This is a genomic window from Pseudonocardia sp. ICBG601, assembly GCF_020496245.1.
The window spans coordinates 34,470-60,414 of sequence record NZ_JAHLJA010000164.1 but is presented as its reverse complement, the minus strand read 5'-3'; the positions used below and the strand labels follow the sequence as shown (position 1 = coordinate 60,414).

The 25,945-nt window shown below is 75.4% G+C and carries 20 protein-coding genes and 5 pseudogenes; 3 read left to right on the top strand and 22 right to left on the bottom strand.

Annotated elements, in window-relative coordinates; translation table 11 throughout:
* Position 1 precedes the first annotated feature (1 nt).
* The 4 genes from KPL57_RS55595 to KPL57_RS55580 all read right to left on the bottom strand — a co-directional run bounded on the left by KPL57_RS55595 (position 2) and on the right by KPL57_RS55580 (position 4,785).
* Positions 2-1,633: an ABC transporter substrate-binding protein gene (locus KPL57_RS55595; protein ID WP_226352468.1), complete on the bottom strand. Its 1,632-nt coding sequence runs from the start codon at positions 1,631-1,633 to the stop codon at positions 2-4.
* 115 nt (positions 1,634-1,748) lie between these two features.
* A complete protein-coding gene (locus KPL57_RS55590; protein ID WP_226358291.1) occupies positions 1,749-2,399 on the bottom strand; it encodes an LUD domain-containing protein in 651 nt (216 codons plus the stop codon).
* Positions 2,396-3,949, bottom strand: a complete 1,554-nt coding sequence (locus tag KPL57_RS55585) for a lactate utilization protein B (RefSeq protein WP_226358290.1) — start codon at positions 3,947-3,949, stop codon at positions 2,396-2,398. Before KPL57_RS55585 ends, KPL57_RS55590 begins: the two co-directional genes overlap by 4 nt.
* A complete protein-coding gene (locus KPL57_RS55580) occupies positions 3,946-4,785 on the bottom strand; it encodes a (Fe-S)-binding protein (protein WP_226358289.1) in 840 nt (279 codons plus the stop codon). Before KPL57_RS55580 ends, KPL57_RS55585 begins: the two co-directional genes overlap by 4 nt.
* A gap of 86 nt (positions 4,786-4,871) precedes the next feature.
* Here KPL57_RS55580 and KPL57_RS55575 point away from each other — a divergent pair, with 86 nt between their 5' ends.
* Complete coding sequence (locus KPL57_RS55575; RefSeq protein ID WP_226358288.1) at positions 4,872-5,558, top strand: FadR/GntR family transcriptional regulator; 687 nt, start codon at positions 4,872-4,874, stop codon at positions 5,556-5,558.
* A gap of 20 nt (positions 5,559-5,578) precedes the next feature.
* The gene (locus KPL57_RS55570; RefSeq protein WP_226358287.1) at positions 5,579-6,235 is read left to right on the top strand and encodes a maleylpyruvate isomerase family mycothiol-dependent enzyme; all 657 of its coding nucleotides are present in this window, start codon (positions 5,579-5,581) and stop codon (positions 6,233-6,235) included.
* Between the two features lie 51 nt (positions 6,236-6,286).
* Here KPL57_RS55570 and KPL57_RS55565 read toward each other — a convergent pair whose 3' ends face one another.
* The 6 genes and pseudogenes from KPL57_RS55565 to KPL57_RS55540 form a co-directional block, all read right to left on the bottom strand.
* The gene (locus KPL57_RS55565; protein ID WP_075306893.1) at positions 6,287-6,796 is read right to left on the bottom strand and encodes a gamma carbonic anhydrase family protein; all 510 of its coding nucleotides are present in this window, start codon (positions 6,794-6,796) and stop codon (positions 6,287-6,289) included.
* A gap of 4 nt (positions 6,797-6,800) precedes the next feature.
* Positions 6,801-7,315 (bottom strand): annotated as a pseudogene (locus tag KPL57_RS55560) (O-acetyl-ADP-ribose deacetylase).
* Positions 7,312-8,085, bottom strand: a complete 774-nt coding sequence (locus tag KPL57_RS55555) for a 5-formyltetrahydrofolate cyclo-ligase (protein ID WP_020627881.1) — start codon at positions 8,083-8,085, stop codon at positions 7,312-7,314. Before KPL57_RS55555 ends, KPL57_RS55560 begins: the two are co-directional and overlap by 4 nt.
* A 25-nt stretch (positions 8,086-8,110) precedes the next feature.
* Positions 8,111-8,365, bottom strand: coding sequence for a Rho termination factor N-terminal domain-containing protein (locus tag KPL57_RS55550; protein WP_226358286.1), 255 nt, complete (start codon positions 8,363-8,365; stop codon positions 8,111-8,113).
* A 9-nt stretch (positions 8,366-8,374) separates the two neighbouring features.
* Entirely contained in the window at positions 8,375-8,860 is a 486-nt protein-coding gene (locus KPL57_RS55545; protein WP_226358294.1) for an NUDIX domain-containing protein, read from the bottom strand.
* Between the two features lie 186 nt (positions 8,861-9,046).
* Positions 9,047-9,385, bottom strand: a pseudogene (locus tag KPL57_RS55540) (hypothetical protein); the annotation flags it as partial.
* Between the two features lie 17 nt (positions 9,386-9,402).
* Here KPL57_RS55540 and KPL57_RS55535 point away from each other — a divergent pair.
* Positions 9,403-10,224, top strand: a complete 822-nt coding sequence (locus KPL57_RS55535) for a DedA family protein (protein ID WP_226358285.1) — start codon at positions 9,403-9,405, stop codon at positions 10,222-10,224.
* Positions 10,225-10,254: 30 nt separating this feature from the next.
* Here KPL57_RS55535 and recD read toward each other — a convergent pair whose 3' ends face one another.
* The 12 genes and pseudogenes from recD to KPL57_RS55480 form a co-directional block, all read right to left on the bottom strand.
* Complete coding sequence (gene recD, locus KPL57_RS55530) at positions 10,255-12,285, bottom strand: exodeoxyribonuclease V subunit alpha (protein WP_226358284.1); 2,031 nt, start codon at positions 12,283-12,285, stop codon at positions 10,255-10,257.
* On the bottom strand, positions 12,282-15,761 hold the full coding sequence (locus tag KPL57_RS55525; RefSeq protein WP_226358283.1) for a UvrD-helicase domain-containing protein: 3,480 nt from the start codon (positions 15,759-15,761) through the stop codon (positions 12,282-12,284). The genes recD and KPL57_RS55525 overlap by 4 nt, the downstream gene beginning before the upstream one ends.
* Positions 15,758-16,471 (bottom strand): hypothetical protein, encoded by a 714-nt coding sequence (locus KPL57_RS55520; RefSeq protein ID WP_374203935.1) that lies wholly within the window; start codon positions 16,469-16,471, stop codon positions 15,758-15,760. Before KPL57_RS55520 ends, KPL57_RS55525 begins: the two co-directional genes overlap by 4 nt.
* A gap of 74 nt (positions 16,472-16,545) precedes the next feature.
* Positions 16,546-16,626 (bottom strand): annotated as a pseudogene (locus KPL57_RS73175) (hypothetical protein); the annotation flags it as partial.
* 112 nt (positions 16,627-16,738) lie between these two features.
* A pseudogene (gene recC / locus KPL57_RS55515) lies at positions 16,739-19,138 on the bottom strand (exodeoxyribonuclease V subunit gamma); the annotation flags it as partial.
* A 46-nt stretch (positions 19,139-19,184) separates the two neighbouring features.
* Positions 19,185-20,606: an SDR family NAD(P)-dependent oxidoreductase gene (locus tag KPL57_RS55510; RefSeq protein WP_226358282.1), complete on the bottom strand. Its 1,422-nt coding sequence runs from the start codon at positions 20,604-20,606 to the stop codon at positions 19,185-19,187.
* Between the two features lie 62 nt (positions 20,607-20,668).
* Positions 20,669-21,328, bottom strand: coding sequence for a heme oxygenase (biliverdin-producing) (locus KPL57_RS55505; RefSeq protein ID WP_226358281.1), 660 nt, complete (start codon positions 21,326-21,328; stop codon positions 20,669-20,671).
* Positions 21,329-21,428: 100 nt separating this feature from the next.
* The gene (locus tag KPL57_RS55500) at positions 21,429-22,028 is read right to left on the bottom strand and encodes a TetR/AcrR family transcriptional regulator (RefSeq protein WP_226358280.1); all 600 of its coding nucleotides are present in this window, start codon (positions 22,026-22,028) and stop codon (positions 21,429-21,431) included.
* A gap of 40 nt (positions 22,029-22,068) precedes the next feature.
* Positions 22,069-22,554 (bottom strand): peroxiredoxin, encoded by a 486-nt coding sequence (locus tag KPL57_RS55495; protein ID WP_060712110.1) that lies wholly within the window; start codon positions 22,552-22,554, stop codon positions 22,069-22,071.
* A gap of 204 nt (positions 22,555-22,758) precedes the next feature.
* Positions 22,759-24,660, bottom strand: a pseudogene (locus tag KPL57_RS55490) (primary-amine oxidase).
* A 100-nt stretch (positions 24,661-24,760) separates the two neighbouring features.
* A complete protein-coding gene (locus KPL57_RS55485; RefSeq protein ID WP_226358279.1) occupies positions 24,761-25,156 on the bottom strand; it encodes a DoxX family protein in 396 nt (131 codons plus the stop codon).
* Positions 25,153-25,941, bottom strand: a complete 789-nt coding sequence (locus KPL57_RS55480) for a thioesterase II family protein (protein ID WP_083695834.1) — start codon at positions 25,939-25,941, stop codon at positions 25,153-25,155. The genes KPL57_RS55485 and KPL57_RS55480 overlap by 4 nt, the downstream gene beginning before the upstream one ends.
* Between the last annotated feature and the right edge of the window lie 4 nt (positions 25,942-25,945).

Here is a 25,945-nt window from a genome sequence, read left to right as displayed (position 1 = left end):
GTCAGCCCACCTCGCCGTCGACGAACGCGGCCCGGCTCAGCCGCACGACGCCGTCGGCGAAGGTCTGCACGCCGACGACGTCCGCGGAGTGCGCCGTGAGGTTCCGCAGGCGGTACAGGTAGATGATCGGGTTGTCGCGCTGCACCCGTTCCACGACCTGTCCGTAGAGGGCCGCCCGGGCGGCCGGGTCGATCGTCGCCGCGGCCCGGCGGATCAGCTCGTCGACGCCTGCGTCGGAGTAGCCGGAGTAGTTGCTGCCCGCCCCGGTGGTGAGGAACGAGGCGATGTTGCCGTGCGGGTCCACCCGGCCCGACCAGCCCAGCTGCAGCAGGTCGAAGTCGCCACGGTCCTGGACGTCGAGCAGCGTGGAGTACTCGACCGGCTCCACGGTGATCGCGAACCCGCCCTGGGCGACCGCGGCCTGCAGCGCCTGGGCCAGCCGCAGCGTGTCCGGGGAGTTGGAGACCTTCATCGTCACCGGGTACGGCACCGGGGCCCCGGCACCGGCCAACAGCCTGCGGGACTCCTCCGGGTCGTAGGGCGGGCAGGCGTCGCTCGCCGGGCTCGCGTAGGTGCTCCCCGGCGGGATCGGCGAGCAGGCGGGCTCGTACCAGTTGTTGAACACCGCGTTGACCAGCACGGTCCGGTCCACCGACAGGGCGAGCGCCCGTCGCACGCGCGGGTCGCGCGCCAGCGGGGTGTCGATGCGCCCCGGCGGGTTCCCGGTGCCGGCGGTGTTGCCGACGTTGACCGTCATCGCCTGGTAGCCGAGCGAGGGGATCTGCAGGACACTCACGTCGGTCTCGCGGGACAGCGCGTCGACGTCCTGCGGGGAGATCGTGTCGGCCACGTCGACGTCCCCGCTGCGCAGGTTCGCCGCCCGGATGTTGGCGTCGTTCATGATCCGGTAGGTGATCGAGTCCAGGTGGACCTCGTCGGCGGCGTAGTAGAGCGGGTCCCGCACGACGGTGATCGAGGTCTGCGGGATGCGCTCGGCGAAGCGGAACGGTCCGACGCAGACCGGGTCGGCGGAGAACTCGACGCCGGGCCGGGCCAGCGCGGTCGGGGACATGATCATGCCCGCGCGGTCGGCCAACGACGCCGTCAGCGGCGCGAACGGTCGCTGGTGGCGGATCCGCACCGTGCGGGGTCCGGTCGCGTCGATGCCCGCGACGGGGCCGAGCTCGGCCCGGCGGCTCGAGTCCGGCAGCGTGAGGTGGCGGCGCAGCGTGGTGACGACCGCGGCGGCGTCGAGCGGGGTGCCGTCGGCGAACCGGACCCCGTCCCGCACGGTGATCTCCACCGACCGGCCGTCGGCGCTGACCGTCGGCAGCGCGGTCGCGAGCTGGGGGAGCACCGTGCCCTCGGCGTCGATGTCGTAGAGCTTCTCGCAGATCGAGCTCATGACGTAGCGCGTGTAGAGCGACGACGACGTGGTCGGGTCCAGGCGGTCGGGTTCGCTGGACAGCCCCATGACCAGGTCACCGCCGTCGCGGACCGGGGTACCGGGGGAGACGGCCACGCCGGGGACCACCGGACGCGGGGGTGCCGGCAGCACCGGCTGCACGGCGATGCAGCCGGTCAGCAGCAGGGCACCGAGCAGCACCACCGCGAGTCGAACCGTTGTATACATTGCCGGCGACCGTACGGCCGTCCGGACGGCCGCGATAGCCCTTCCGGTGTCACGATCACGTTTCCGGATCCCCACCCCGACGCCGGGCCACCTGGCCGGTGGACCCGACGAGGTGTCAGTCCCCGACGATCACCACGTGCAGTGTCCGCGGCCCGTGCACGCCCTCGACCCGGTCCAGTTCGATGTCGCTGGTCGCGCTCGGCCCGCTGATCCAGGTGTGCGGCCGCACCGGGTCCAGCGCCGCCACCGCCTCCGGCACCCCGGCCACGATCTGGTCGGCGCGGATCACGCAGACGTGCAGGTCGGGGACCAGGGTCGCGGCGCGGCGGCCCTGGCCCGGTCCGTGGTCGAGGATGATCGTGCCGGTCTCGGCGATGCCGATGGCGGCCGTCGACAGCACGCCGTCGCACCGGTCCAGCTCGGCCACCGCGACGCCCGGCCCGTCGGTGACGACCTCGACGTCGGCGGGAACCAGCCCGGCCGGGAAGCCCGGTGGCACCAGGATCCGCAGCGGGCCGGAGCCCGCGAGCGGGGTCCGGCCCGCCAGCGCGCCGGCGACCCGCGCCGCCGCGGTGTCCGGGCCCGCCCGCTCGACGACGGCGCGGTAGTCCGCGACCCGCTCGTCGAACAGGTCCACGACCTGCGCGTGCGACAGTGACCGGTCGGGAACCGGGCGGACCACCTCGACGTCGAGCACCGGCTCGACGTCGGGGACGTCGGACAGGGCCCGCCGGGCCTTCACCAGGATCGCCTCACGCGCGCTCATGCCCCGCCCCCGTCCCGGCCGCCGTCGGTGTCGATGGTCCGGCTCCGACCGCCGTCGGTGTTGATGGTCCGGCTCCGTCCGCCGTCCGTCCGCTTCCACCACTCCCGGAACGACTCCTCCGCCGGCACCGGGACGTCGCGCGAGTCCGCCCACGGGCTCGCCGGACCGGGGACCGCGCCCAGCACGGTCCGCCCGCCGGGGGTGGTGCGTCCCAGCCGCGAGACCAGCCGACCACCGAACCCGGCCGCCTTCTCCGCCGCGCCGGTCCGGGTCGCCGAGGACAGCGTCCACGACGCCGCCCGCATCGCGACGTCCTGCACCGAGGGCACCCGGCTCGCCCGCTGGTGCGCGTCGACGACCTCGGCGCGCAGGTGCACCAGCACCTCGGGGATGTCGATGCGGACCGGGCAGACCTCGAAGCACGCCCCGCACAGGCTGGAGGCGTAGGGCAGCGAGTCGGTCTGCGGGTCGCTGCCCACCCCGCGCAGCTGCGGGGTGAGGATCGCGCCGATCGGGCCCGGGTAGACCGAGCCGTAGGCGTGCCCGCCGGTGCGCTCGTAGACCGGGCACACGTTCAGGCAGGCCGAGCAGCGGATGCAGCGCAGCGCCTGCCGCCCGGTCGGGTCGGCGAGCACGTCGGTACGGCCGTTGTCCAGCAGCACCACGTGCACCTCCTGCGGCCCGTCGCCGGGAGTGACCCCGGTCCAGGTGGAGGTGTAGGGGTTCATCCGCTCGCCGGTCGAGGACCGGGGGAGCAGCTGCAGCATCACGTCCAGGTCCTGGAAGGTGGGCAGGACCTTCTCGATCCCGACCACCGACACCAGCACCTCGGGCAGGGTCAGGCACATCCGGCCGTTGCCCTCGGACTCGACGACGGTGAGCGTCCCGGTCTCGGCGACGGCGAAGTTCGCCCCCGACACCGCCACCTTCGCCCGCAGGAACTTCTCCCGCAGGTGCTCCCGGGCGGCGGCGGCGAGGCGCTTCGGCTCGTCGGTCAGGTCCGCGGGCGCGGCGCGTCCGGCGCGGCCCATCTCGCGCAGGAAGATCTCCCGGATCTCCGCGCGGTTGCGGTGGATCGCCGGGACCAGGATGTGGCTGGGCAGGTCGTCGCCGAGCTGCACGATCAGCTCGGCCAGGTCGGTCTCCCAGGCGTGGATGCCCGCGGCCTCCAGCGCCGAGTTGAGGTCGATCTCCTGGGTGGCCATCGACTTGACCTTCACGACCTCGTCGGTGCCGTGGCGCCGCGCGATGTCGACGACGACGGCGTTGGCCTCGGCGGCGTCGCGCGCCCAGTGCACGGTGGCCCCGGCCGCGGTGAGTGAGCGTTCCAGCTGCTCCAGGTAGTCGGGCAGGTGCCGCAGCACCCGGTTCTTGATCGCCTCACCGGCCAGCCGCAGCTGCTCCCAGTCGTCGACCTCGCCGACGACGCCGGCCCGCTTGGTGCGGATGACCCCCGTCGCGTGCGCGAGGTTGCGGCGCAGCTGCGAGTCCTCCAGCGCGTGCTTCGCCGCGGTCGGGAACGACGGGGTGCCGAGGAAGGTGCCGCTCACCGGGCCACCCCGCCGGCGCGCAGTTCCGCGGAACGTGCCTCGACACGGCTGCCGACGGAGCGCTCGTCGCCCGCCCGGTCGTCCCCGGCGACCACCGGCTCGGTCTGGGCCAGCACCTCGGCCAGGTGCATGACCCGCATCCCCGACCGCTGCCGCGACAGCAGCCCGCCGACGTGCATCAGGCAGGAGTTGTCCCCGGCGGCGAGCACCTCGGCGCCGGTCGACCGGACGTGGCGGGCCTTGTCGTTGCCCATCGCGATCGAGGGCTCGGAGTTCTTCACCGCGAACGTCCCGCCGAACCCGCAGCACTCGGCCGCGCCCGGCAGGTCGAGCAGGGTCAGCCCGCGGACCGCGCGCAGCAGCCGGGTCGGCCGGTCGCCGACCCCGAGCATCCGCAGCGAGTGGCAGGTCGGGTGGTAGGTGACGCGGTGCGGAAAGTACGCCCCGACGTCGACGACGCCGAGCACGTCGACCAGGTACTCGCTCAGCTCGTAGACCGGCGGTGCCGCCTCCACGCCGCGGACCAGGCCGGGGTCGCCGGAGCGGCGCGCGACCAGGCCGTGCTGGTGGCGCACCGAACCCGCGCAGGAGCCGGACGGTGCGAGGACGGCGTCGTAGCCGGCGAAGGCGTCGAGGTGGTTGCGGACGAGCGGGACGGCCTCGTCGAGATAGCCGGTGTTGACCATCGGCTGCCCGCAGCAGGTCTGGGCGGCGGGGAAGTCGACGTCGACGCCGAGCCGGCGGAGCAGGGACACGACGGCCCGGCCGGTGTCCGGGAACAGGGCGTCGTTCAGACACGTGACCATGAGGCCGACGCGGGGCGGTGGGATCGGCATGGCGCCTCCGGTGACGTGGTGGGACGGAGGGTGTGGTCCGACCAAGGTAACGGTATGGTCGGACCACACACAAGCAGGAGGACGACGTGCCTGTTCCCGCCGCCTACGAGATGGTGCTCGCCCACGTCGAGGAGCGCCTGACGAGCGGCGAGTGGCGCCCGGGGGACCGGCTCCCGCCGGAGCGCGAGCTCGCCGCGACGCTGGGCGCCTCCCGCCAGGCGGTCCGCGAGGCGCTGCGGGTGCTGCAGGCGCAGGGTGTGATCCGCTCGCAGGTGGGCACCGGCGCCGACTCCGGGACGGTCGTCGTGCCGGCCCCGGCGCGGGCGCTCGGCCGGGTCCTGGCCCTGCACCTGGCGGTCGACTCGTTCCCGGTCGACGACGTCACCGAGGCCAGGGTCATGCTCGAACGGTTCTCCGCCGGGCTCGCCGCGCGTCGGCGCTCGGCGTCGGACCTGCTGGAATGGGCGGCCGCGCTGGACGTCATGGACGCCGATCTCGATCCGGCCGCGTTCAGCGACGCCGACATCGCCTTCCACGTCGCCATCGCCGCGGCCGCCGGGAACCGGCTGGTGGGGGAGCTGACCCGGGCGATCCGGGAGTCGGTGCGGGGGATGCTGCTCGAGGCGATGCAGTCCCAGGGGGACTGGCCCGCACTGCGCGAGCGGCTGCGGGCCGAGCACCGGGAGATCCACGCGGCCCTCGCCGACGGCGACCCGACGCTGGCGGCGGACCGGATCGAGGCGCACATCCGCGCCTTCCACGGCCGGGTCTGAACTGCCCTACGCTCGCCGCGGTGACCACCTCCGACCTGCCCGACGCCGCCGTCGTCGAGATCTCCGCCCGCCATCGTCGTGCGTTCGCCGACCTGGTGTCCTCGCTCGACGCGGCGCAGCTCGCGGCGCCGAGCCTGTGCGCCGGGTGGGACGTGCGGACCGTCGCCGGACACCTGGTGTCCGCGTTGACCACGACGATCCCGTCGTTCCTGGTCCAGGTGCTGTGGGCACGGGGGAACCTGGACCGGGCCGTCGACCGGGCCGCGCGGCGGGAGGCCACCCGCCCGGTCGAGGAGCTGGTCGCGGTCCTGCGCGAGCGGGCCGGCAGCTCCGTCGCCCCGCCCGGCATCGGGACGCGGGGCCCGATGACCGACGCGATCGTGCACACCGGCGACGTCGTGGTCCCGCTCGGGCTGCCGTTCGACCCCGACCCCGCCGACGTGCGCGTCGCGCTCGACTTCGTGGTCGGGACGGTCCCGCTCGCGTTCACCACGCGGCGCCGGGTGGCGGGGCTGCGGTTCGTCGCCGACGACGCGGGGTTCGACGCGGGGCAGGGCGCGCCGGTGCGGGGACGCGCGATCGACCTGCTGCTGGCCGTGTGCGGGCGCCCCGCCGTGCTGGACCGGCTCACCGGGGACGGCGTCGCGACCCTCGCCGGACGCCTGACCCGCCGCTGACCTCGGCTGACCGCCCGTTCCCGGTCCCGGCCGCCGGGGCCGATCGGTGGGTCAGGTGTTCGCGTCGCGGTGCAGCCCCAGCAGGTGGACGTAGGCGGCGGCCGACAGCGGGATCGAGTCCCGCTCGGCCTCGCCGAGCTCACGACGCACCTTCCCCGGGACCCCGGCGACCAGCGACCCGGGCGGCACGACCGTGCCCTGGGTGAGCACCGCCCCCGCGGCGATCAGCGACCCGGCGCCGACGTGCACCCCGTTCATGAGCACCGCGCCCATGCCGATCAGCACGTCGTCGGCCACCGTGCAGCCGTGCACGACCGCGCGGTGGCCGATGGTGACGCCGTCGCCGATGGTCGTGGGGAAGCCGGGGTCGGCGTGCAGGACCGAGCCGTCCTGGACGTTGGTGCGGGCGCCGAGGGTGATCGGTGCGAGGTCGGCCCGGACCACGCAGGTGTACCAGATCCCGGTCTCCGCGCCGACGCTCACCTCGCCGGCCAGCACGGCGCCGGGCGCCACCCAGGCCTGCTCGTGGACCTGCGGGGTGTGGCCGTTCACGGTGATCATGGGGTCAGCCTAGGGTGGTCTCGAAGGCGGCGAGGACGTCGTCGCTGAACAGGACGAACCGGACCTCGGCCACCGCGGTGCCCGCGTCGGCGACCTCCCGGACGGTGGCGACGGCGATCCGGGCGGCGTCGTCGAGCGGCCACCCGTAGATCCCGGCCGAGACGGCGGGGAACGCGACCGTCCGGGCGCCGAGCTCGTCGGCGACCCGCAGCGACTCGCGGTAGGCGCTCGCCAGCAGCGCCGACCGGTCCTCGCGCTTCGCGTACACCGGGCCGACGGTGTGGATCACCCAGCGGGCGGGCAGGTTCCCGGCGGTCGTCGCGACGGCCCGGCCGGTGGGGAGCCCGTCGGGCAGCTCCGTGGCACGCAGCCGCTCGCACTCGGCCAGGATCGCGGGCCCGCCGCGACGGTGGATGGCGCCGTCGACCCGCCCCCGCCGCGGAGGCCGGAGTTGGCGGCGTTGACGACGGCGTCGACGCGGGCCTCGGTGATGTCCCCGCGCTCGCAGACGATCCTCATGCGCGTGCCTCCTCGCGCAGCCGTCCCAGCAGCGGAATGGCCGCGATCTTGTCCTCGGTCAGGGAGCTCCACACGATGCCGCCCTCGGGGCGGCGGCGCCGGTGCTGCCGGCAGTCGACGACGCGGTCCGGGGTGACGACGAGGTCGACCGGCGCGTCGTGGTCGGCCCACGGGACCACCCCGGCGTCGCGGAGCTGGAGCTCGTGCACGGTGGTGACGACGAGGGTGTCGTCGGAGATCAGCCCGGCCGCGCGGGCCAACGCGAACTCGAGGTCGGCGAACCCGCCGCCCTTGCCCAGCCGCGCTCCGTCCGCGCCGACCGCCACACAGCCGGTGACCACGATGTCCACCGGCTCCAGCTCGTCGACGGCGACGCGGCGGGCCGACCGGGTGGCATTCTTGATCGACACGGCCCGGCGCGGCGGGTCGGCCAGGTGGTCGGGGTCGAGGAGGAAGAACGGGTCGTCCTCGGCCAGCCTGGGGACGGCCATGTAGACGGTCTTGCCGTCCTCCAGCGCGTACTGCCGCACCGGGAGCTGTGCGGAGTCCGGGTTGGACTTCACGGTGCGGGCGGCACGCCACACGTCCAGCTCGCGCAGCCGCCGGGCCGCGGCCTCCGCACCGACGAAGTTCGAGATCCGGTTCCGCGCACCCGGGAACCGGGAAACCTTCTGCTCGGTCAGCGCGGTCCAGACCTCCTCGCGCAGCTCCGCCTTGCGGGCGAGGATCTCGGGGTCGCCCCCGGCGTCGTGGTCGTGGCGGCGGCTCATGCCCGCGACCCTGCCAGGCCGCCGGTCAGTGCTTCCGCAGGGCCTCGATCAGCTCGTCCTTGGTCATGTCCGAGCGGCCCTCGATGCCGACCTTCTGCGCCTGCGCGTAGAGCTCGTTGCGGGTCTGGTTCTCGTAGTCGCCGTGCTCACCGCCACGCCGTCCGACGGTGTCGCGTCCCTGCGCCGCCGCGGCGTTCGCGATCCGCGCGGACTTCTCCTTGGAGTTGCCCTCCTCGCGGAGGCGCTCGTACATCTCCTCGTCCTTGATGCTGTTCGCCATGGGGGTCGACTACCCGCCGAGCAGCTCCGCCAACCTGTCCAGCAGCGGCACCTGCCCCTTCACGATCTTCTCCCGGGCGGTCGCGAGGTCGAACCACGCGGCGCGGTCCAGCTCCGGGAAGCGCAGGGTGCGCCCGGAGCGGGGCGGCCACTCCATCTCGACCCAGCTGCCGTCGTCGGGACGGTCGGCGACGGCGTCGGCGCCGGTGAAGCCGGACCCGTCCAGCGCGAAGGCGGTGACGGTCTTGCGGGACTGGCGGACCGTGCCGAGCGGGACCGGGTCGCCGTCGGGTGGCGGGGCACCGATCTCCTCGGTGAACTCGCGGCGGGCCGCGTCGAGCGGGCTCTCGTCGGGAGGGTGCTCGCCCTTGGGCAGGGACCAGGCGTGGTCGTCCTTGCGGGCCCAGAACGGTCCGCCCATGTGGCCGAGCAGTACCTGCGGGCCGTTCGGGCCGGTCCGGTGGAGCAGGAGGCCGGCGCTGGTCACGGGAGTCATCCGGCGATCATCCCGGACGGGCGGGTCGGTCGAGCCGGAGCACGTGGGACAGCGGGGGGGTCGGCCGGGTTGTCGGGGGGCAGCTCCCCGGTCGCGATCCGGCGGAACCCGGCCTTCTCCGGCCCAGCGGGCGCGTTGGACCAGCCCGACCGGGACACCGCCGAGCTCGGCGACGAGGTCCTCGCCCGGTTCCTCCCCGCACAGCCCCGCCCCGAAGTCGTGTTCGAGGGCCTCGTCGGTGGTCTCGTGGAACCACCACCGGTGCACGTGCGGCGCGGCCAGCCAGCGTTGCAGCAGGGGCAGGTCGGCGCGCACCAGCGGACGCAGGGCGACGGGTGCGTCGAGGAGAGGTCCGTCGGTCGGTGCGGCGGGCGGCACAGAGCGGGAGCGTAGCCGCGCCGCGGGACGCCGCCGAGCGGTTTCCTCCTCCGCCCGGACGAGGACGGGGCGGTGGGCATGTCGTCCTCCCTGCGGATTCGGACAGGACCCCGTCCGGCCTAGGGTCCTGTGCCGAGGGAACGCCATCGGACGAGGGGACGACGATGACGAACGACCACACCGGACGAGCCGCGCCCGCCGGGGAGCAGGTGGCACCCGCCGCGGACGGGGCGGTCCCCGACGGGGACGGCGAGGCCCCCGCACGGACGCGGTGGTGGCGGCGCGACTACAGCCCGGAGGAGATCGAGGCGGGCAAGCAGGCCTGGCGCGATGCGATGCCGTGGGACCACCCGATGTCGCGCGGCGACAAGGTGCTCGTCTTCTCCACCCTCGGCCTGCTCGTGTTCATGCTGGCGACGATGCCGCTGCGGCCGTTCCTGCTGGCGTCGCACCCGGTGTGGCTCGCCGCGGTCACCGGCAGCCTCTCCGCGGTCGGCGCGGGCGCGGCGTTCGCCCGGATCGGGGAGGCGGACCTGTGGGTCGTGATCGCCGCCGGCGTGTTCGGGATGATCAAGTTCGACTGGTTGTTCTGGCTGGCCGGGCGCCGGTGGGGTGAGAAGATCGTCGCGTTGTGGGCGCCCGGTGACCTCGCGAAGCGGTTCGTCGGCCGGATCCGCAGCTGGCCGCGCTGGGCGATGCCGATCGCCGTCGTCGCGTCCGCGCTGCCCGGCATCCCGGCCGCGGCGGTGTTCGCCGTCGCCGGCCTGGGGAAGATGCGGCTCTGGACCTTTCTGCTGTTCGACGCGATCGGTGCCGCGCTGATCACCGGACTCGTCGCCGGGCTCGGGTTCGGGCTCGGGCAGCACGCCGTCGACGTGGTGCTCGCCATCGACAAGTACGCACTGTGGATCAGCCTGGCCCTGGTGGTGCTCGTCTCGGTGCAGGCGGGCCGCAAGCAGAAGCAGCAGGCCCCGCCGGCCGCGTGAGCCGTGCCCGCGCCGGCGCGGCCCGGGACCTCAGGTCCCGAGCCGCTGCTGCAGGCCGCTCGCACGCCCGGCCGGGCGGCCGATCGCGGCGCGCACCGCCTCCTCGGTGCCGATGATCCGCACGGCCTCCTTCGCCCGGGTGACGGCGGTGTAGAGCAGCTCACGGGTCATCAGCGGTGAGTCCGCGGGCGGCAGCACGACGGTGATCCGCCGGAACTGGCTGCCCTGGCTGCGGTGCACCGTCATCGCGTGGACGGTGCCGACACCACCGAGCCGGGCCGGCTCGAACGCGACCGAGGAGTTGTCCCGGGCGAACACCGCGCGGCGCCCGGATGCGGTCCGGACCACGACCCCGGTGTCGCCGTTGAACAGCCCGAGGTCGTAGTCGTTCGTGGTGACCAGCAACGGACGACCCGGGTACCAGGGGGCCTCGGCGGCGAATCCGGGACGCTCGGTCTCGATCCACCGCTCGATCTCCGCGGTCCAGCGGGCCACCCCGTGCGGGCCGCGGCGGTGCGCGCAGAGGACGCGGTGGTCGTCGAGCACCCGCAGCGCCCGTGCGGAGTCCCCGGCATCGGCCGCACCGATCACGTCCACCGCGGCCCGGACCACGTCCTGGCGGAAGGTGTCCAGCCGGGACGGCTCGATCTCGGCCGCGTCGCCGTCAACGAAGGACAGGTCGGCCGCGCCGCGCCGCAGCAGGGCGACGGCGGTGTCGGCGTCGGCGTCCTGCACGGCGGCCGCGAAGTCCGCGATCGTGCCGCCGAAGCGCCAGTTGCGCTCCAGCCGCACCACCCCGTTGCGGACCACGACGGGCGGTCCGGGCTCGGCGGGCGCCGGTGTGACCGCGGTACCGGATGCCGGGACGGGCCGGTCCACGCGGAACGCGCCGCAGGCGGCCAGTGCGTCCTGCAGCGCGGGCTCGGCCCGCCCGCCCGCGGCGGCGAGGTCGCCGAGCACCGCGCCGGCCTCCACCGAGGCGAGCTGCTCCGGGTCCCCGACCAGCACCAGCCGGGCGTCGGGCCGGACGGCCTCCAGCAGCCGCGCCATCATCGTCAGCGACACCATCGACGTCTCGTCGACGACCACGACGTCGTGCGGCAGCCGGTTCCCGCGGTGGTGGCGGAACCGGCCCGAGGTGCCCCGCGAGCCCAGCAGCCGGTGCAGTGTCGACGCGGTCGCCCCCGCGACGGCGGCCCGGTCGGTCTCCGGCAGCCGCCCGTGGGCCTCGGCGACGGACTGGGTCAGCCGGGCCGCGGCCTTCCCGGTCGGCGCGGCGAGCGCCACCCGCAGACCCGGCGCCCCCGGCGGGGCGGTCGCGCGGTGCAGGTCGTGCAGGACGGCGAGCAGGGCCGCGACCGTCGTCGTCTTGCCGGTGCCGGGGCCACCGGCGATCACGGCGACCGGTCGCAGCGCGGCGACCGCGGCGGCGAGGCGCTGCCGTTCGGCGCCGGGGTCGCCGAGCAGCCGGTCCAGCGCCGCGCACAGCCGGTCGGGGTCGACGGCCGCCACCGGCCCGGCGCGCGCGGTGAACTCGCGCCGGACCAGCTCCTCCTCCTGCCAGTAGCGCTCCAGGTAGAGCAGGTCCCCGAGCAGGCGCAGCGGCCGTCCGGCGGGACCGTCCTCGCCGACGGCGACCAGCGGGCTCGCCGCGCACGCCGCGCGCCACGCCGCGGGCTCCGGCCAGGGCAGCCCGGACACGTCGACGGCGACCTCGCCCTCGCCGGCGGTCGTGTCCGCGGCGCTGGCCAGGTCCACGCACACCGACCCGTTGCGTATCGCGCGGACGGCGAGCGCGGCGGCCAGCACCACGGGTTCGGGTTCGGGGGTGGCCGGATCGTCGGCGGCGGTCGGGTCGCCGCGCCCGCCGAGGGCGGCGAGCCGCCGGGCGACGTGGATGTCTCCCGGTGCGAGGATCTCGGCCTCGTTGAACGCGGCGAGCACCCCCGTCGCGGTGCGGGCGGCCCGCGGGCCGAACGGGTCCCGTTCGGGGGCCGGTGGCACCGGCGGTGCTGCCGTCGCTGCCGTCGGTGCCGGGGTGGAGGGTGCGGTCGTCGTCACGGGGTGCCTCCGTCCAGCAGGTCCGACAGCTCCTCGACCAGGGCGGCGGGTGGCCGCCAGGCGAAGACACCGCAGGGCGCGGCCAGCGGCCCGGACCCGGTGACCGGGGTGTCCGGCCCGCACATGCCGCGCAGGAACAGGTAGCCGACCCCGCCGAGGTGGGTGTCCGGGTCGTAGCCGGGCAGCCGCCACCGCAGGTAGCGGTGCAGTGCGACAGCGTAGAGCAGGGCCTGGAGCGGGTAGTGCGCGTCGGCCATCGCCGTGGCCAGCCGGTCGGCGGTGTAGTGCGCCGCGGTCAGCGGGTCGCGCCCGGACGGGCCGGTCGGGCCCAGCCAGTTCGTCTTGTAGTCCACGACGAGGAACCGCTCCCCGGCCCCGTCGCGGATCCGCAGCACCGAGTCGATGCTGCCGGTCAGGTAGCCGCGCAGCGGCTGCCCAGCGAGGTCGGGGGAGTCGAGCAGGTCGGCGTAGCCGTGCAGCGGGTCGTCGGACCCGAGGTGCCTGCGGACCGCGGCGGCCAGCCCGGACAGGGTGAGCCGCCCGGTCGGGGTGTCCCCGCCGCACAACGGCAGCTCGAAGTCCAGCTCGGACAGTCGGTCGCCCGGGGCGACGTCGGCCAGCGCGAGCCCGGACGCGATCGGCCCGAGCGGGGTCCGCAGCACCGGGACGAGCGCGTCGGCGAGCTCGTCGGGATCGAGGTCGGCCGGCTGGTGGCGCAGCTCCTCGGTGACGTGCGCAACGACCTCGGCGCGCAGCGCGGTGTCGCCCCCGGCCGCGGTGGTGGTGTCGAGGTGCTCCAGCACGGCGTGCACCAGGGTGCCGAACCCGGTTCCGGAGGGCAGGTCGGCCATGGGGGAGGGGAACGCGGCCGGGTCGGCGGCGCCCGTCGCGGTGCCTCCGCCGGCACCGGGGAGCGGAGCGGCGTCGGGCTCGTCGACGATGCCCTCGTCCTCGGGCTCGGTCAGCACCCCGGGGGCGGTCGCGACCGGCTCCGGCTCGGCGTCGACGGCCGGGTGCGGGTGGTGCGCGGCGTGCGCCGCCGCGGTCAGCGCGGTGTAGGAGGTGCGCCGCCACGCGGTGTCCAGGGTGCGGGAGAACGTCGCGACGGCCGGTTCGGCGCCCGGCGGGACCGGGGTGCGCCCGACGGGGTCGCGGTCGCTCACGGTCTCCACCGACGCGCCGGCCGGGGCGAGCCGTTCCCGCAGGAACGCCAGCGCGTTCGCGTCGCCGGGGACCTTCGCGGTCGGCTCCGGATCCGCGCCGGGCCCGGCGTGCCCGAACAGCACCCGGGACCACGACGACGCCGCCGTCGTGGTCCCGGGGACCCACCAGGCGACGACCTGGCTGCAGGCGCGGGTGAGCGCCACGTACAGCAGGCGGAGGTCCTCGCCGGCCTCCTCGGCCTGGTGCAGCGCGGTGCGCCGGGTGCGGTCCGGGCCGGTGGACCCGCCGACGTCGAGCAGCCGCCGCGGACCGTCGGAGCCGGGCGGGGTGTCGTGGTAGAGCAGCGTCTCGGGCCGGTCGTCCACCCAGCGGTCCCACGCGAAGGGCAGGTACACGACCGGGAACTCGAGCCCCTTGGACCGGTGCACCGTCACGATCTGGACGGCGTCGGCGTCGGACTCCAACCGCCGGCTCCGCTCGGCCGAGGTGTCGCGGGCGGCCTCGCCGATCCGGTGCCTCAGCCACTCGGTGAGGGCCGTCGGGCCCAGGTGTCGTTCCAGCGCCGCGGAGTGCAGCACCTGGCCGACGTGGCGCACGTCGGTGAGGTCGCGCTCGCCGTCGGGGCTGCGCAGCAGGCGTTCGGCGGTGGCGTAGCGGGCGAACACCGCCTCCTGCAGCGCGGCGACCCCGCGCTCGGCGAGGACCTGGTGCCAGGCCCGCAGGTCCGCGCCGAGCTGGTCGACCAGTCCCTCGGCGTCGGGCCCGCACAGGTCGGCGACGGTGTGCCCGACGAACCGGGTCAGCGCGGCGGCGCGCAGCCGCATCGAGCGTTGCGGCTGCTCGACGGCCTCCAACAGCGTCAGCCACTCCGCGGCGACCGGCGTGGTGAACACGCTGCTGGTGCCGGTGAGCACGGCGGGCACCCCGGCCTCGGCGCAGGCGTCCCGCACCAGCATGCCCTGGGCGTTGGTCCTTACCAGCACCGCGACCTGGCCGGGGCGCAGCTGGTCCCCCGCGAAGCGGGCGGTGCCGTCGAGCAGCTGCGACAGGTCGACGGCGACGTCGCGGGCCACGACCGCGCGGGCGCCCTTGGCCCGGGCCAGGCCGCGCCCGGTCAGGTCGAGCCGGTCCCGGTCGATCAGCCGCAGCCGCAGCGGGGCGTCGTGCCGGGCGGTCAGCCGCCGCCCGGTGTGGTGGGCCCGGACCGGGTGGACGACGATCCCGGGGTCGCCGAGGGTGGCCTCGCCGAACACCGCGTCCAGCGCGGTGAGCAGCGCCGCGTCGCTGCGGCGGTTCGTCGACAGGGTGCGCTTCGTCGCCGCCGCGTCGGCGGCCCGCAGGTAGCTGTGCACGTCGGCGCCGCGGAAGGCGTAGATCGCCTGCTTCGGGTCGCCGATCAGCACCAGGGTGGTCCCCGGGGCGGAGTGGAAGGCCAGGGAGAGGATCTCCCACTGCGGCGGGTCGGTGTCCTGGAACTCGTCGACGAGCACCACCGAGAACCGTGACCGGAGCCGTTCCCGGGCGGCGGGGCCGCGGACCGGGTCGCGCAGCGCCGTCGCGAGGCGGGTGAGCATGTCGTCGTAGCTGTAGATGCGGGCGCGCCGCTTGCGGGCGTCGACCTCGCGACGCACCGCGGAGGCGAAGCCGTAGCGGGTGGCGGCCGGGGTGGTCGGGTCGGCGTCGCGGGGCTCCAGCTCGGCCTGCGGGTCGCCGACGGCGCGGCGGGCCAGCGCCAGCGCCGCGGCCCGGTCGAACGCCGGGCGGCCCGCGTTCGGCGCGGCGTACTTGCGCACGTAGAAGTCGTCGACGACCTCGGTGACGACGTCGTCGACGTGGTCGACGAACTCCGCGTCCGGGTCGTTGTCCCCGGCCACGCCCAGCCCCGCCAGCATCTGCATGCAGAACTGGTGGGTGGTGGCGATCGTGGCCGCGTCGAACGACGCCGAGGCCACGGCCAGCCGGGCCCGGCGCCGCTCCAGCTCGGCCGGGTCGGTGGCGGCCAGGTGCGCGACGACCGGGTCCGCGTCGGGAGTCGGCGGGGTGGCGCCGGCGAGCACCGCGGCCAGCGCGCGCTCGGTGCCCACCAACCGCTCCCGGACCCGCTCGCGCAGCTCCTGGGTGGCGTCGCGGCCGAAGGTGACCAGCATCAGCCGGTCCAGGTCCGCGACGCCCTCGGCGACGTAGCGGGTCGCGAGCGCGGCGATCGTGTAGGTCTTGCCCGTCCCCGCACTCGCCTCCAGCACGACGGTGCCGGTCGGCAGCGGGCCGTCGACGTCGAAGGTCGGTGCCGACAGCAGGCTCGTGGTGCTCACGGCGCGTCCTGCCTCTCGTGGTCGAGCAGCGGTGCCCACAACCGGACGGCGAGCTCCCCGAACCGGGTGGGCTCACCGCCGGAACCGGGCTCGGGACGGACGACCAGCGGGCCGCCCGCGCCGCCCCGGACGAAGACGTGCGGGGCCTCGGCGTGCTCGAAGCGCGACCACTCGCTCTCCGCCGCGGCGAACGCGTTGGCGGGGACCACGCCGCGGGCGCGGTTGCGGGCGTAGACGGCGGCGGCGTCGGTCGGCAGCGGCAGCGGCGCCCGCAGCCCCTCGCGGCGCAGCGCGACCAGGTCGGCCAGGGTGCGACGGGCCAGGCCGGGGTCGACCGGGCCGAGTACCGAGCGCGCCTCGCCGCCGGGGCCGCGGCCGACGGTCACCGCCGTCCAGGACCGGCCGGGGTGTGCGGCGGTGAGCGCGAGCAGCTGCACCCAGGCCCGCAGCCGGTGCTTGGCCTTGAGCCGCGAGTACTCGAGACGCACCACGACGTCGCCGTGCAGGCCCGGCACCGTCCCGGCGACGGCGCGGCCGTCCTCGGGGGTGCCGGTGAGCTGCGCGACGAGGTCCTGCGAGCCCGCCTCGCCGGTCGCGACCGACGCGGCGACGGCGACCAGCGGCTCGACCTGCCCGCCGACCTCGGTGAGGACCCGGTGGCCGATCCCGCCGGGCGGGAGGTCCCCGCGCAGCGTCTCGGCCCGCGCCACGGCCTGCGGTGCGGCCCGGCGAGCCGGTCGGTCAGCAGCCGGTCACCAATCTTCCAGGTGGCCAGGCCGTCGAGCTCGACCGGCAGCGCGTCGTCGGGCTCGACGTTCTCCTCCGGCGGCAGCACCCGCACCCGCTGGCGCAGGAACGCCCGCACCGGGTGCTCGACGAACGCGACCAGCTCGTCGAGCTCGACCACCCCGTCCGGCGGGTCCTCCGGCGGGGGGCAGCGGGTCCGCACCGAACAGCGGGGTCACGGTGCGCGGCCCGGCCGCGGCCTCGGCGCCGCGCAGCGCGGCCCGGTCGAAGCTGAACGGCCCGTCGGCCAGCAGCGCGCCGGGGGTGAAGTTGCGCCGGTCGAAGGGCTGCAGCGGGTGCCGGGCCCGCAGCAGCGCCCGTGAGGCGGGGGGTGCCGGAGGTGGTCCGCACGCAGGCGTCGATCGCGTCGCACAGCTCCCCGACCGGTACCGACGGCGGTCGGTCGCCCCGGTGCGCTCGTCGGCACCGGAGGACACCACGACCAGGTGCCGGGTGGCCGAGCAGATCGCGTCGAGCAGCAGCTGGCGGTCCTCCCCGCGCGGGTCGCGCTCGCCGACGACGGGATCCCGGGCCAGCACGTCGTCCCCGTCGGAGGCGCCCGCGCGGGGGAACACCTCGTCGTCGCAGCCCAGCAGGCACACCACCTTGTGCGGGACGGCCCGCATCGGGACCAAGGTCGCGACGGTCAGCGTGCCGGTCCGGAAGTTCGCCCGGCTGGGCCGACCGCGCAGCCGCTCGGCGAGCAGACCGCGCACGTCGGGCAGGTCGAGGTCGACGGTGGCGGCCTGCGGCCCCGCGGAGGCGACGACGTCGGCCAGCTCCGCGCGCGCCTGCCCGGCCTGCCAGGCGTCGGTCGGGGTGGTGTCGGTCAGCGCCGACAGCCCCTCGACCAGCGCGTCCACCCACGCCGACAGCGGCTGCGGCCCGCGCAGCGCACCGAGCACGGTCGCGAGCCGGTCGACGAACTCGGCGAGCCGCCCGACCAGGTCCACGTCGGAGGAGTCGACCTCGTCCAGCGGCAGAGCGGTGCCCAGCCAGGCCGGGGCGCCCGGTGTCTCGGCCATCGCGACGCCGACGAGCATCCGGTCCAGACCGGCTCGCCAGGTGTTCTGCCCGACCCCCTCGAGCCGGTAGGGCCGGCGGTGCGCGGCGTCGAGCCCCCACCGCACCCCGGCCGCGGTGACCAGCTCGGACAGCCGCTCCAGCGCGTCGTCGTCGAAGCGGAATCGGCGCCGCACCGGGGCGGAGGCGACCAGGTCGAGCACCTGGGAGGCACTGACCCGGGACCCGGCGAGCTCCAGCAGCGACGACACGGTGCCCAGCAGCGGGTTCGCCTGGCGCAGCGCCCGGTCGGCCAGGCGCACCCGCAGCCGGTGCCCGGGGTGCAGCTCCTCGCGGGACGGGCCCGCGCCGTCCGGGGTGTCCGCGTCCGGGGCGAGACCGAAGGAGGCGGTGATCAGCGGCGCGAACACCTCGATGTCCGGGCACATGACGATGATGTCGCGCGGCTCCAGGTCCGGGTCCGCGGCGAGTAGCCCGAGCAGCACCTCGCGCAGCACCTCCACCTGCCGGTCCGGGCCGTGGCAGGAGTGCAGCGCGACGCTGCGGTCGGCCGGGTCGAGCAGCGGACGGTCCGCGGGGGCGGGCGGCACGGCGTCGTCGCGCAGCGCGGCCTGCAGGCGGCGCAGCAGCGTCGGCGGGCCGGTGTCGGCGGGGGCCGGGTGGTGGGTGTCGGCCACCGTGGGCCCGGCCGGGGGCAGCCGCAGCGCCAGCTCCCGGGTGTCGCGGCCGAGCGAGCGCAGCAGCGGGTGACGGACCGCCTCGGCGCTGGTGTCGGTGGCACGCGACGGCACCCCCGGCGAACGCCCGGCGCGCACCGCCTCCCACATCACCGGCGACGGGTGCGGCAGCCACAGGTGGACCTCCCGGTGCGCCGCGAGGGACTCCAGGACGGCCAGGTGCTCGGCGGCCAGCCGGGTCGGGCCGAACAACGACAGCCGCGGCCCCACCTCGGGTCCCGGGTCGGCGCCCCCGCGCAGCAGGGCCACCGCCTCGTCGAGCCGCTCGGCGGGACCGGGGACCCCGCCCGCCGTGCGCAGGCGCCGCCACAGCTCGGGCTGCCACCGCAGGTCGGCGGGCACCGCGTCCTCCCCGGCGCGCCAGCGGCGCAGCAGCTCGGGGCGGTGGGTGGCGTAGGAGCCGAACAGCCCGGCCAGTGTGCGGGCGAGCGCGTAGCGGCGGCCGTGCCCACCACGCTCCAGGTGTGCGGCCAGGGCGGTGAACCGGTCGTCCCCGGACGTGGCGACGGCCTCGTCGATCAGCTCCAGCAGCGGCCACACCGACCGGCCGGGCGACCACGGGTCGGTCGCCGGGTCCGTGCCGGTGACGTGCGCGACGACCCCGCCGAGCAGCGCGGCCGGGGCCGGGAACCGGACGTTCGCGCAGACCCCGCCGCTGCCCGACCCCGCACCCAGCCGGTGTGCCAGCCGCTGGGCCAGCCAGCGCTCCACCCCGCGCTCGGGGACCGCGACGGTCTCGGCCGCGAACGGGTCACCCGAGCCGACCGCCAGCACGTCGGCGAGCGCCTCCACGAGGGTGTCGGCGCGTTCGGCCCGATGGATCTCCAGCACGGACCGCACGGTAGCGGCGACCCCCGACAGGGACGGCCGGACCCCTCTACCAGGACGACACGCGGTAGTTCTTCAGGAACACTCCGTGCAGGTCCTCCCCGGCCTCCCCGGCGACGATCGGGTGGTAGACCCGGGCGGCGCCGTCGGCGAGGTCGAGCGGGGCGTGGAACCCCTCCTCGGCCAGGCGCAGCTTCATCGGGTGCGGCCGCTCGTCGGTGATCCAGCCGGTGTCCACCGCGGTCATCAGGATCCGGTCGGTCGCGAACATCTCCCCGGCACTGGTGCGGGTCAGCATGTTCAGCGCGGCCTTGGCCATGTTGGTGTGCGGGTGCCCGGGCCCCTTGTAGCCGCGGCCGAACACGCCCTCCATCGCCGAGACGTTCACGACGTACTTGTTGCGTGCGCTCGACGCCGCCATCGCCGGGCGCAGCCGCGAGACCAGCACGAACGGCGCCGTCTGGTTGCACAGCTGCACCTCGAGCAGCTCGAGCGGGTCCACGTGCTGGACGTGGTCGACCCAGCTGTTGACCGCCGCGGTGTCGGGGAGCAGACCGCCCGCGTCGACCGCGGTGCCGTCGGCCATCCGCTCCGGCGACGCCGAACGGGCCGTCGTCGCCAGCGCGGCCAGGTCGCGCCCGCCCGGGCCCGCCCCGGCGAGCAGGACCGGGTGCTCGCGCGAGGCGCTGGTGAACGACACGATCTCCGGCAGCTCGCCCGCGGGCAGCTCCTCCTGCTCGGCCGCCTCCAGCGCGGAGTACGAGCCGGGGGAGCGGCGCACCGTCTGTGCGGCGTTGTTCACCAGGATGTCGAGCGGTCCGGCGGCGGCGACCTCGTCGGCGACCGCGACGACCTGGGCCGGGTCGCGCAGGTCCACCCCGATCACCCGCAGCCGGTGCAGCCACTGCGCCGAGTCGGGCAGTGCGGCGAAGCGCCGGGCGGCGTCGCGCGGGAAGCGGGTGGTGATCGTGAGGTGCGCACCGTCGCGCAGCAGCCGCAGCGCGATGTACATCCCGATCTTGGCGCGGCCGCCGGTGAGCAGCGCGCGGCGCCCGGTCAGGTCGGTGCGGGCCTCGCGGTGCGCGCGGTGCGCGGCGGCGCAGTCCTGGCACAGCTGGTGGTAGAAGGCGTCGACGACGGTGTAGCGCGTCTTGCACACGTAGCAGCCGCGGGCGCGGTGCAGGGTCCCCGCCGTCGCGCCGGGGGTGGTCGACACCAGCGGGATCCCGGCGGTCTCGTCGTCGATGCGTCCGGCCGCCCCGGTCGCGGTGGCGGCGGTGACGGCCTCGTCGGAGGACTTCTCGGCCTGGCGCTTCTCCGCGCGACGCCGCAGCCGCACCGACTTCCAGATCCCGGCGGTCGCCCGCCGGACGACCACGGCGTCGGGGTGTTCGGGTGGCAGCTCGTCGACCTGGGCCAGTACCTTCAGCGCGGTCGCGAGCTCGTCCGGGTCGATGCCGGGGCTGGACACCGGGACACTCCTGGGATCGTGGTCGGGGGACGGGCGTCGATCCTAGTTCCCCCGATTCCGGCTCAGGACGCCAGCGGCTGCCCGAGCCCGACCTCCTGCGCCATCTCGGTGAGCACGGCGATGTTCAGCTCGAAGGCGTGCACCGCCTCGGCGAGCAGCCGCTCGCGCTGCGCCGGCGTCCAGGGGGCGTCGTCGAGCAGGGCGCGGTAGCGGGCCCGGAACGCCGAGGGACTGCCGAGGGCCGTGAAGTCGTAGAACAGCCGCCCCGGCCCGTCGATGCCGTAGGTGCGCTGCAGGATCTTCCCGACGACCTGGCCGCCGGCCAGGTCACCCAGGTAGCGGGTGTAGTGGTGGGCCACGAACAGCGCCGGGTCCGCCGCGGTCTCGCGCAGCCGCGCCACGTAGGCCGCGGTCGCGGGCAGGACCCGCGGGACCCCGCCGCCCAGTGCGTCGAGATCGGCGTGCAGTGCGGGCACCCGGCGCAGCTCGTCGATGACGAACGGGGCCGCGACCGGGTCGGCGGCCAGGGTGTCCCCGGCCGCCTCCAGCGCGGTGTAGATCGCGATGTACTGCTCGGCGAGCAGGGTGTAGGCGTCCAGCGGGAGGGCGCCGTCGAGCAGCGCGCCCATGTAGGACGAGTGGTGCGCCCGTTCGTGGACCGCCCAGACAGCCTGGCGGAGATCGGCGGACAGCGTGCCCGCGATGGGGGTCGTGGCGGCCATCGGCCCTCCCGTGACGTGACGTCTGGTGCGACGGCACGGCGCCGGATCTGACACCGTGTCAGATCACGATGCTAGGGCGCGAACACGAGTAAGGCTAGCCTCAGTCGCGCGCAACCGTCGAGACCGCTCGCAGCACGGCCGCGACCGCGGTCTCCACCGTGGCGTCGAGCTCGGCCGGGTCGACGTCGACGATCCGCCTGCTCGACAGCGCCCCGGCGACGACGGCGGCGAGCACCCGGGGGTCGTCCTCGACCATGCAGCCCGCGGCCGCGCCCTCGCGCAGCACCGCGACCAGCCGGTCCCCGATGGGGTCGGCGTGCGCGGCGATCCGGCGGTAGGCGGCCGGGTCGAGCGCGCCGGCCAGTGCCTGGCCGGGCGGGAGGTGGAACTCGGCGAGGCGGCGCAGCTGGAGCCGGGCGAAGGTGGCGAGTCGTTCGCGCGGGCCCGGCGCATCGGCCAGCGCGGCGTCGAGATCGGCGACGTAGCGCTGCGCCTCGTGCTCGACGAAGGCGACGAGCAGGGCCTGGCGGTCGGGGAAGTGGTTGTAGAGCGCCGAACGCCCCACACCGGCGGCCGAGGCGACCCCGGACAGGGTCACCGTGTCGAAGCCGCGCTCGTAGAGCTGCACACGCAGCGCGTCGAACACGCGCTCACGGACCTGCTCGCGGTGCGTGGCGAGCGAGCCCAGGACCTTCGGCACGCGGGCCAGTGTAGGCCCGCGTGCCGGTCGGCCCGGAACCTCAGAGCTGCGCGAGCACGGACTCGACGCCGGAGACGTCCACCGAGGACGGGACGTCCTCGACACCGATCCAGCGCACGACGCCGTCGGTGACGATCGCGGCGTAGCGCTTCGAGCGGGTGCCGAGCCCGAACGACGAGCCGTCCATGTCCAGGCCGGCGGTCTTGGCGAAGTCGCCGTTGCCGTCGGCGAGCATGAGCACCGCGTCGCCGGCGCCGCGGGACTCGGCCCAGGCCTCCAGGACGAACGCGTCGTTGACCGAGGTGCAGGCCACGGTGTCGACGCCCTTGGCCTTGAGCTCGTCGCGGCGCAGGACGAAGCCGGGCAGGTGGGTGTCGGAGCAGGCCGGGGTGAACGCGCCGGGCACACCGAACAGCACGACGGTGCCGGTGCCGAGCACCGAGGCGCTCTGCACGGGCTTCGGCCCCTCGGCGGACGGGGTCATCAGGGTGACGTCGGGGATCTGGTCACCGGCGGCGAGAGCCACGGGGTTCCTCCTGGTGCGACGGGGTGGAGCGGTCGGGACCGACCCTAGTCCGCCACCGCTGCGCCCCGCCCGGCCCGGCGCCGTCGTCACACCCCGCCCGTCGTCGGGCACCCGCGGGCGCCGCACGGGTGCCGGGGCCGCCGCACGGGACGGAACCCGTGCGGCGGCGGGACGACCTGGGCGGCGCCGGCCGGGAGGGGGCGGTCAGTGGCAGCTCGTCGGCGCCGGCGGGACGTCGAGGGTGGGGTTGCGGTCGAAGAACCCGGCCGGCTTGAGCACGAAGCCGGTGTGGTCGACCGGCATGACCGGCCAGTCCTCCGGGCGCGGGAAGTGGGTCAGCCCGAAGGTGTGCCACAGCACGACGTCCTGGCCGTCGAGGTCGCGGTCCGCGGCCACCCAGGACGGCAGCCCGTCCCCACCCGGGTTCTGGTTGACGAAGTCACCGGCCGGGTAGCGCTGCGCCGGGTCGTAGCGGGTCACCCACAGCGCCTTCGCGGCGAACGTCGCCCGCGCGTGGATCGACGAGGCCGGGTCCGCCAGCAGCGTGGGCTGCCCGTGCGGGTGCAGGACGTAGCCGACCGGGCGTCCCAGCGCGTTGGTCTTCTCGGTGTTGACGACGTGCTAGACCCGCCCCGACCCCGGGTCGGCGTCCCGCTGGGCGTGGGACTCGCGGGTCAGCCGGGTCGCCGACCGGGCGAACGCGTTGCCGTGGGGGTTGCCCTCGCCCATCGGCACACGGACCGCCTCGACCTCCTCGACGGCGTTCGCGGTGCCGTCCACGGTCATGTCCAGCCGCGCCGAGAACAGATGCTGGTGGAACGGCGCACCCAGGCCCGGGGCGACCTCGGTGGCGTACTCGCCCGGCGTGCCGGAGGTGAACACGATGCCGGTCGCCTTGCACTCCAGCTCGATGGTGCCGTCGAGGTAGAGGTACCAGTAGAAGCCGTAGTCGTAGTTGCCGATCGGGGTGAAGAACGAGATCACCAGGCGGCGCTGGCGGCGCACCTCGCGGGCGCCGGTGAAGATGTCGGTGTGCTTCCAGAGGACGCCGTGGTCCTCCTCGTGCAGGCAGATGGCGTTGGTGATCGTGCGCGGGTTGCCGAGGTCGTCGGCGACCACCGCGTCGAGGTAGTGGATGTCGCCGAGGCAGTCGCAGCCCAGCTGCAGGGAGTCGGCGTAGCGGGCGAACATGTACTCGCCGCAGTCGAAGTAGTTCTGCCAGAACCGCACCGGCGCCGGGTCGGCGTAGGGCACGACCATCTCCGCGACCGAGGCGCGGTAGCAGATCGGACGGTCGTCGAAGGCGATCTGGTGCAGGGTCAGGCCCTCGCGCTCGTTGAACCCGACGCGCAGGTCCCACTTGCCCCAGCGGACGCGACCGTCCTCCACGGTGAACGAGCGGCCCTCGGGCTGGGTGATCTCGATCGGCCGCAGCGAGGTCATGTGCTCGCCCTGCACGGCAGGATCGTCGAAGTTCCCGCTGGTCGCGGGCACCGGCACGACGCCGGTGTCGATCACCCGGTCGACCGTGCGGGCGGTCAGGTCGACGTAGGCGACGAGCCCGTCGACGGGGTGCGCCCAGGCGTGGTCGGCCTCGTGGTCCTGACGGAACCCGAAGGCGCGCGCGAGCCGGCGGCCCTTCTCGCCGGGGATGTCGTAGACGCCGGCCGAGAGCGGCACCGCGCGCACCGAGGCGGGCTCCAGCCCGCGCTGCTCCAGCGCGGCGAGCCAGTCCGGCGAGGCGTTCAGGACGTCCTCGATGAACTCGAACTCCGAGTCGATGATCGGCGGCTGCCCCTCCCGCTCGGGCTCCAGCTCCCGGCAGGAGACCAGCTCGCACCGGGTGGCCGAGACGACCGTGTCGTGGGAGCGGCCGGTGCCCAGGTCCAGCAGCACCGCGCGGAAGCTGCGGTCGACGTCGGCGCCGTCGGAGTGGGCGAGGACCTCGGACTTGGGCGGCTCCTCGGGGGCGAAGAACGCGAAGCGGACGTGCTCGGTGAGCAGCCCGGCCGCGACGAGGACCTCGCGGACGGCGGTGACCTCGGCCTCCGTGGTCGGGGCCAGCGGGTGGCTCGCGCTGGTGCGCGGCTCCTGGACGGCGGTCATCGGGTCTCCTCCTGCAGGTCGGTTCCGGGGTCGTCTCCGGTGACGGTTCCGGGCGCGGCGGAGGAGGGCAAGGGCTCGGGGCGGGCCCCGGCGAAGCGGGTCAGGACCGTTCGCCGGCGGGTCCCGTCCGCCCGGCGGTCACCGGACGCTGGAGATCCTTCCGGCGGCCGACGAGCGTCACCGCGCACAGCACCAGCACGACCAGTGCGGGGACCACGGACCCACCCGCGACGAACAGGTGCACCGACACCGCGCCGAGCATCAGCAGGGTGAGCGCGGCGGCGGCGAGTGCCGTCGTCGCCGGGACGAGCAGCCCGACCGCGCCGACGATCTCCGCCACCGCGACCGGGTAGCGGAGCCAGGCCAGGGGACCGAGCGCGTCGAAGACCGCCACGATCGCCGGGTCGCCGGTGAGCTTCCCGAACGCCGAGCCCACGAACACCAGCGCGAGCACCACCTGCAGCACCCACAGCGCGACGGCGGCCGGCCGGCTCACCGGGCCACGCCGTCCAGCTCGCGGGCGAGCTCGGCCTGGACCGCGGCCGCCTGCGCGGCGATGAAGAAGTGCCCGCCGGGGAACACCCGGGAGCGGAAGCCCCCGGTGGCCACCTCCGACCACGCCGCGGCCTCCTCGACGGTGGTGCGCGGGTCGGCGTCCCCGGTGAGCGACACCAGCGGGCAGGACAGCGTCCGGCCGGGGGTCCAGCGGTAGCCCTCGATCGCCGTGTAGTCGCCCCGGATCGCGGGCAGCGACATCCGGAGGACCTCGTCGTCGGCGAGCACCGCGGAGTCGGTGCCGTCGAGCAGCGTGATCTCGGCGAGGACACCGTCGTCGTCGAGCTCGTGCACGGCCTCGTCACGGCTCGTGGTCGGTCCCCGGCGGCCGGAGACCACCACCGCGCCGGGGCCCGCACCGTCGCGTTCGAGCCGCCAGGCGGTCTCGAAGGCCAGCGTCGCCCCCATGCTGTGCCCGAAGAACACCGTGGGCAGCGACGAGAGCCGCGACAGCTCGGCGGCGATCAGGTCGGCGAGCTCGTCGATGTCGGTGACACACGGCTCGTGCCGGCGGTCCTGCCGCCCCGGGTACTGCAGCGCGACCACGTCGTCGTCGGGGAACCGGGCGGAGACCGGGTGGAAGTAGCTGGCCGACCCGCCGGCGTGCGGGAAGCACACGAGCCGCCGGGTCGCGGACCGGGTGGGGTGGTAGCGGCGGATCCAGGGCGTCGTGCCGTCGTCCGGGATCGGGTCGCCGGCCGGTCGGCTCTCGGTGCTCGTGGTCATCTCG

What these genes read in the sequence shown, in the direction of transcription:
- KPL57_RS55595 (WP_226352468.1), bottom strand. Translation starts at nt 1,633, where the DNA reads ATGTATACAACGGTTCGACTCGCGGTGGTGCTGCTCGGTGCCCTGCTG.
- KPL57_RS55590 (WP_226358291.1), bottom strand. Translation starts at nt 2,399, where the DNA reads ATGAGCGCGCGTGAGGCGATCCTGGTGAAGGCCCGGCGGGCCCTGTCC.
- KPL57_RS55580 (WP_226358289.1), bottom strand. Translation starts at nt 4,785, where the DNA reads ATGCCGATCCCACCGCCCCGCGTCGGCCTCATGGTCACGTGTCTGAAC.
- KPL57_RS55565 (WP_075306893.1), bottom strand. Translation starts at nt 6,796, where the DNA reads ATGATCACCGTGAACGGCCACACCCCGCAGGTCCACGAGCAGGCCTGG.
- KPL57_RS55555 (WP_020627881.1), bottom strand. Translation starts at nt 8,085, where the DNA reads ATGAGCCGCCGCCACGACCACGACGCCGGGGGCGACCCCGAGATCCTC.
- KPL57_RS55550 (WP_226358286.1), bottom strand. Translation starts at nt 8,365, where the DNA reads ATGGCGAACAGCATCAAGGACGAGGAGATGTACGAGCGCCTCCGCGAG.
- KPL57_RS55545 (WP_226358294.1), bottom strand. Translation starts at nt 8,860, where the DNA reads ATGACTCCCGTGACCAGCGCCGGCCTCCTGCTCCACCGGACCGGCCCG.
- KPL57_RS55535 (WP_226358285.1), top strand. Translation starts at nt 9,403, where the DNA reads ATGACGAACGACCACACCGGACGAGCCGCGCCCGCCGGGGAGCAGGTG.
- KPL57_RS55505 (WP_226358281.1), bottom strand. Translation starts at nt 21,328, where the DNA reads ATGGCCGCCACGACCCCCATCGCGGGCACGCTGTCCGCCGATCTCCGC.
- KPL57_RS55480 (WP_083695834.1), bottom strand. Translation starts at nt 25,941, where the DNA reads ATGACCACGAGCACCGAGAGCCGACCGGCCGGCGACCCGATCCCGGAC.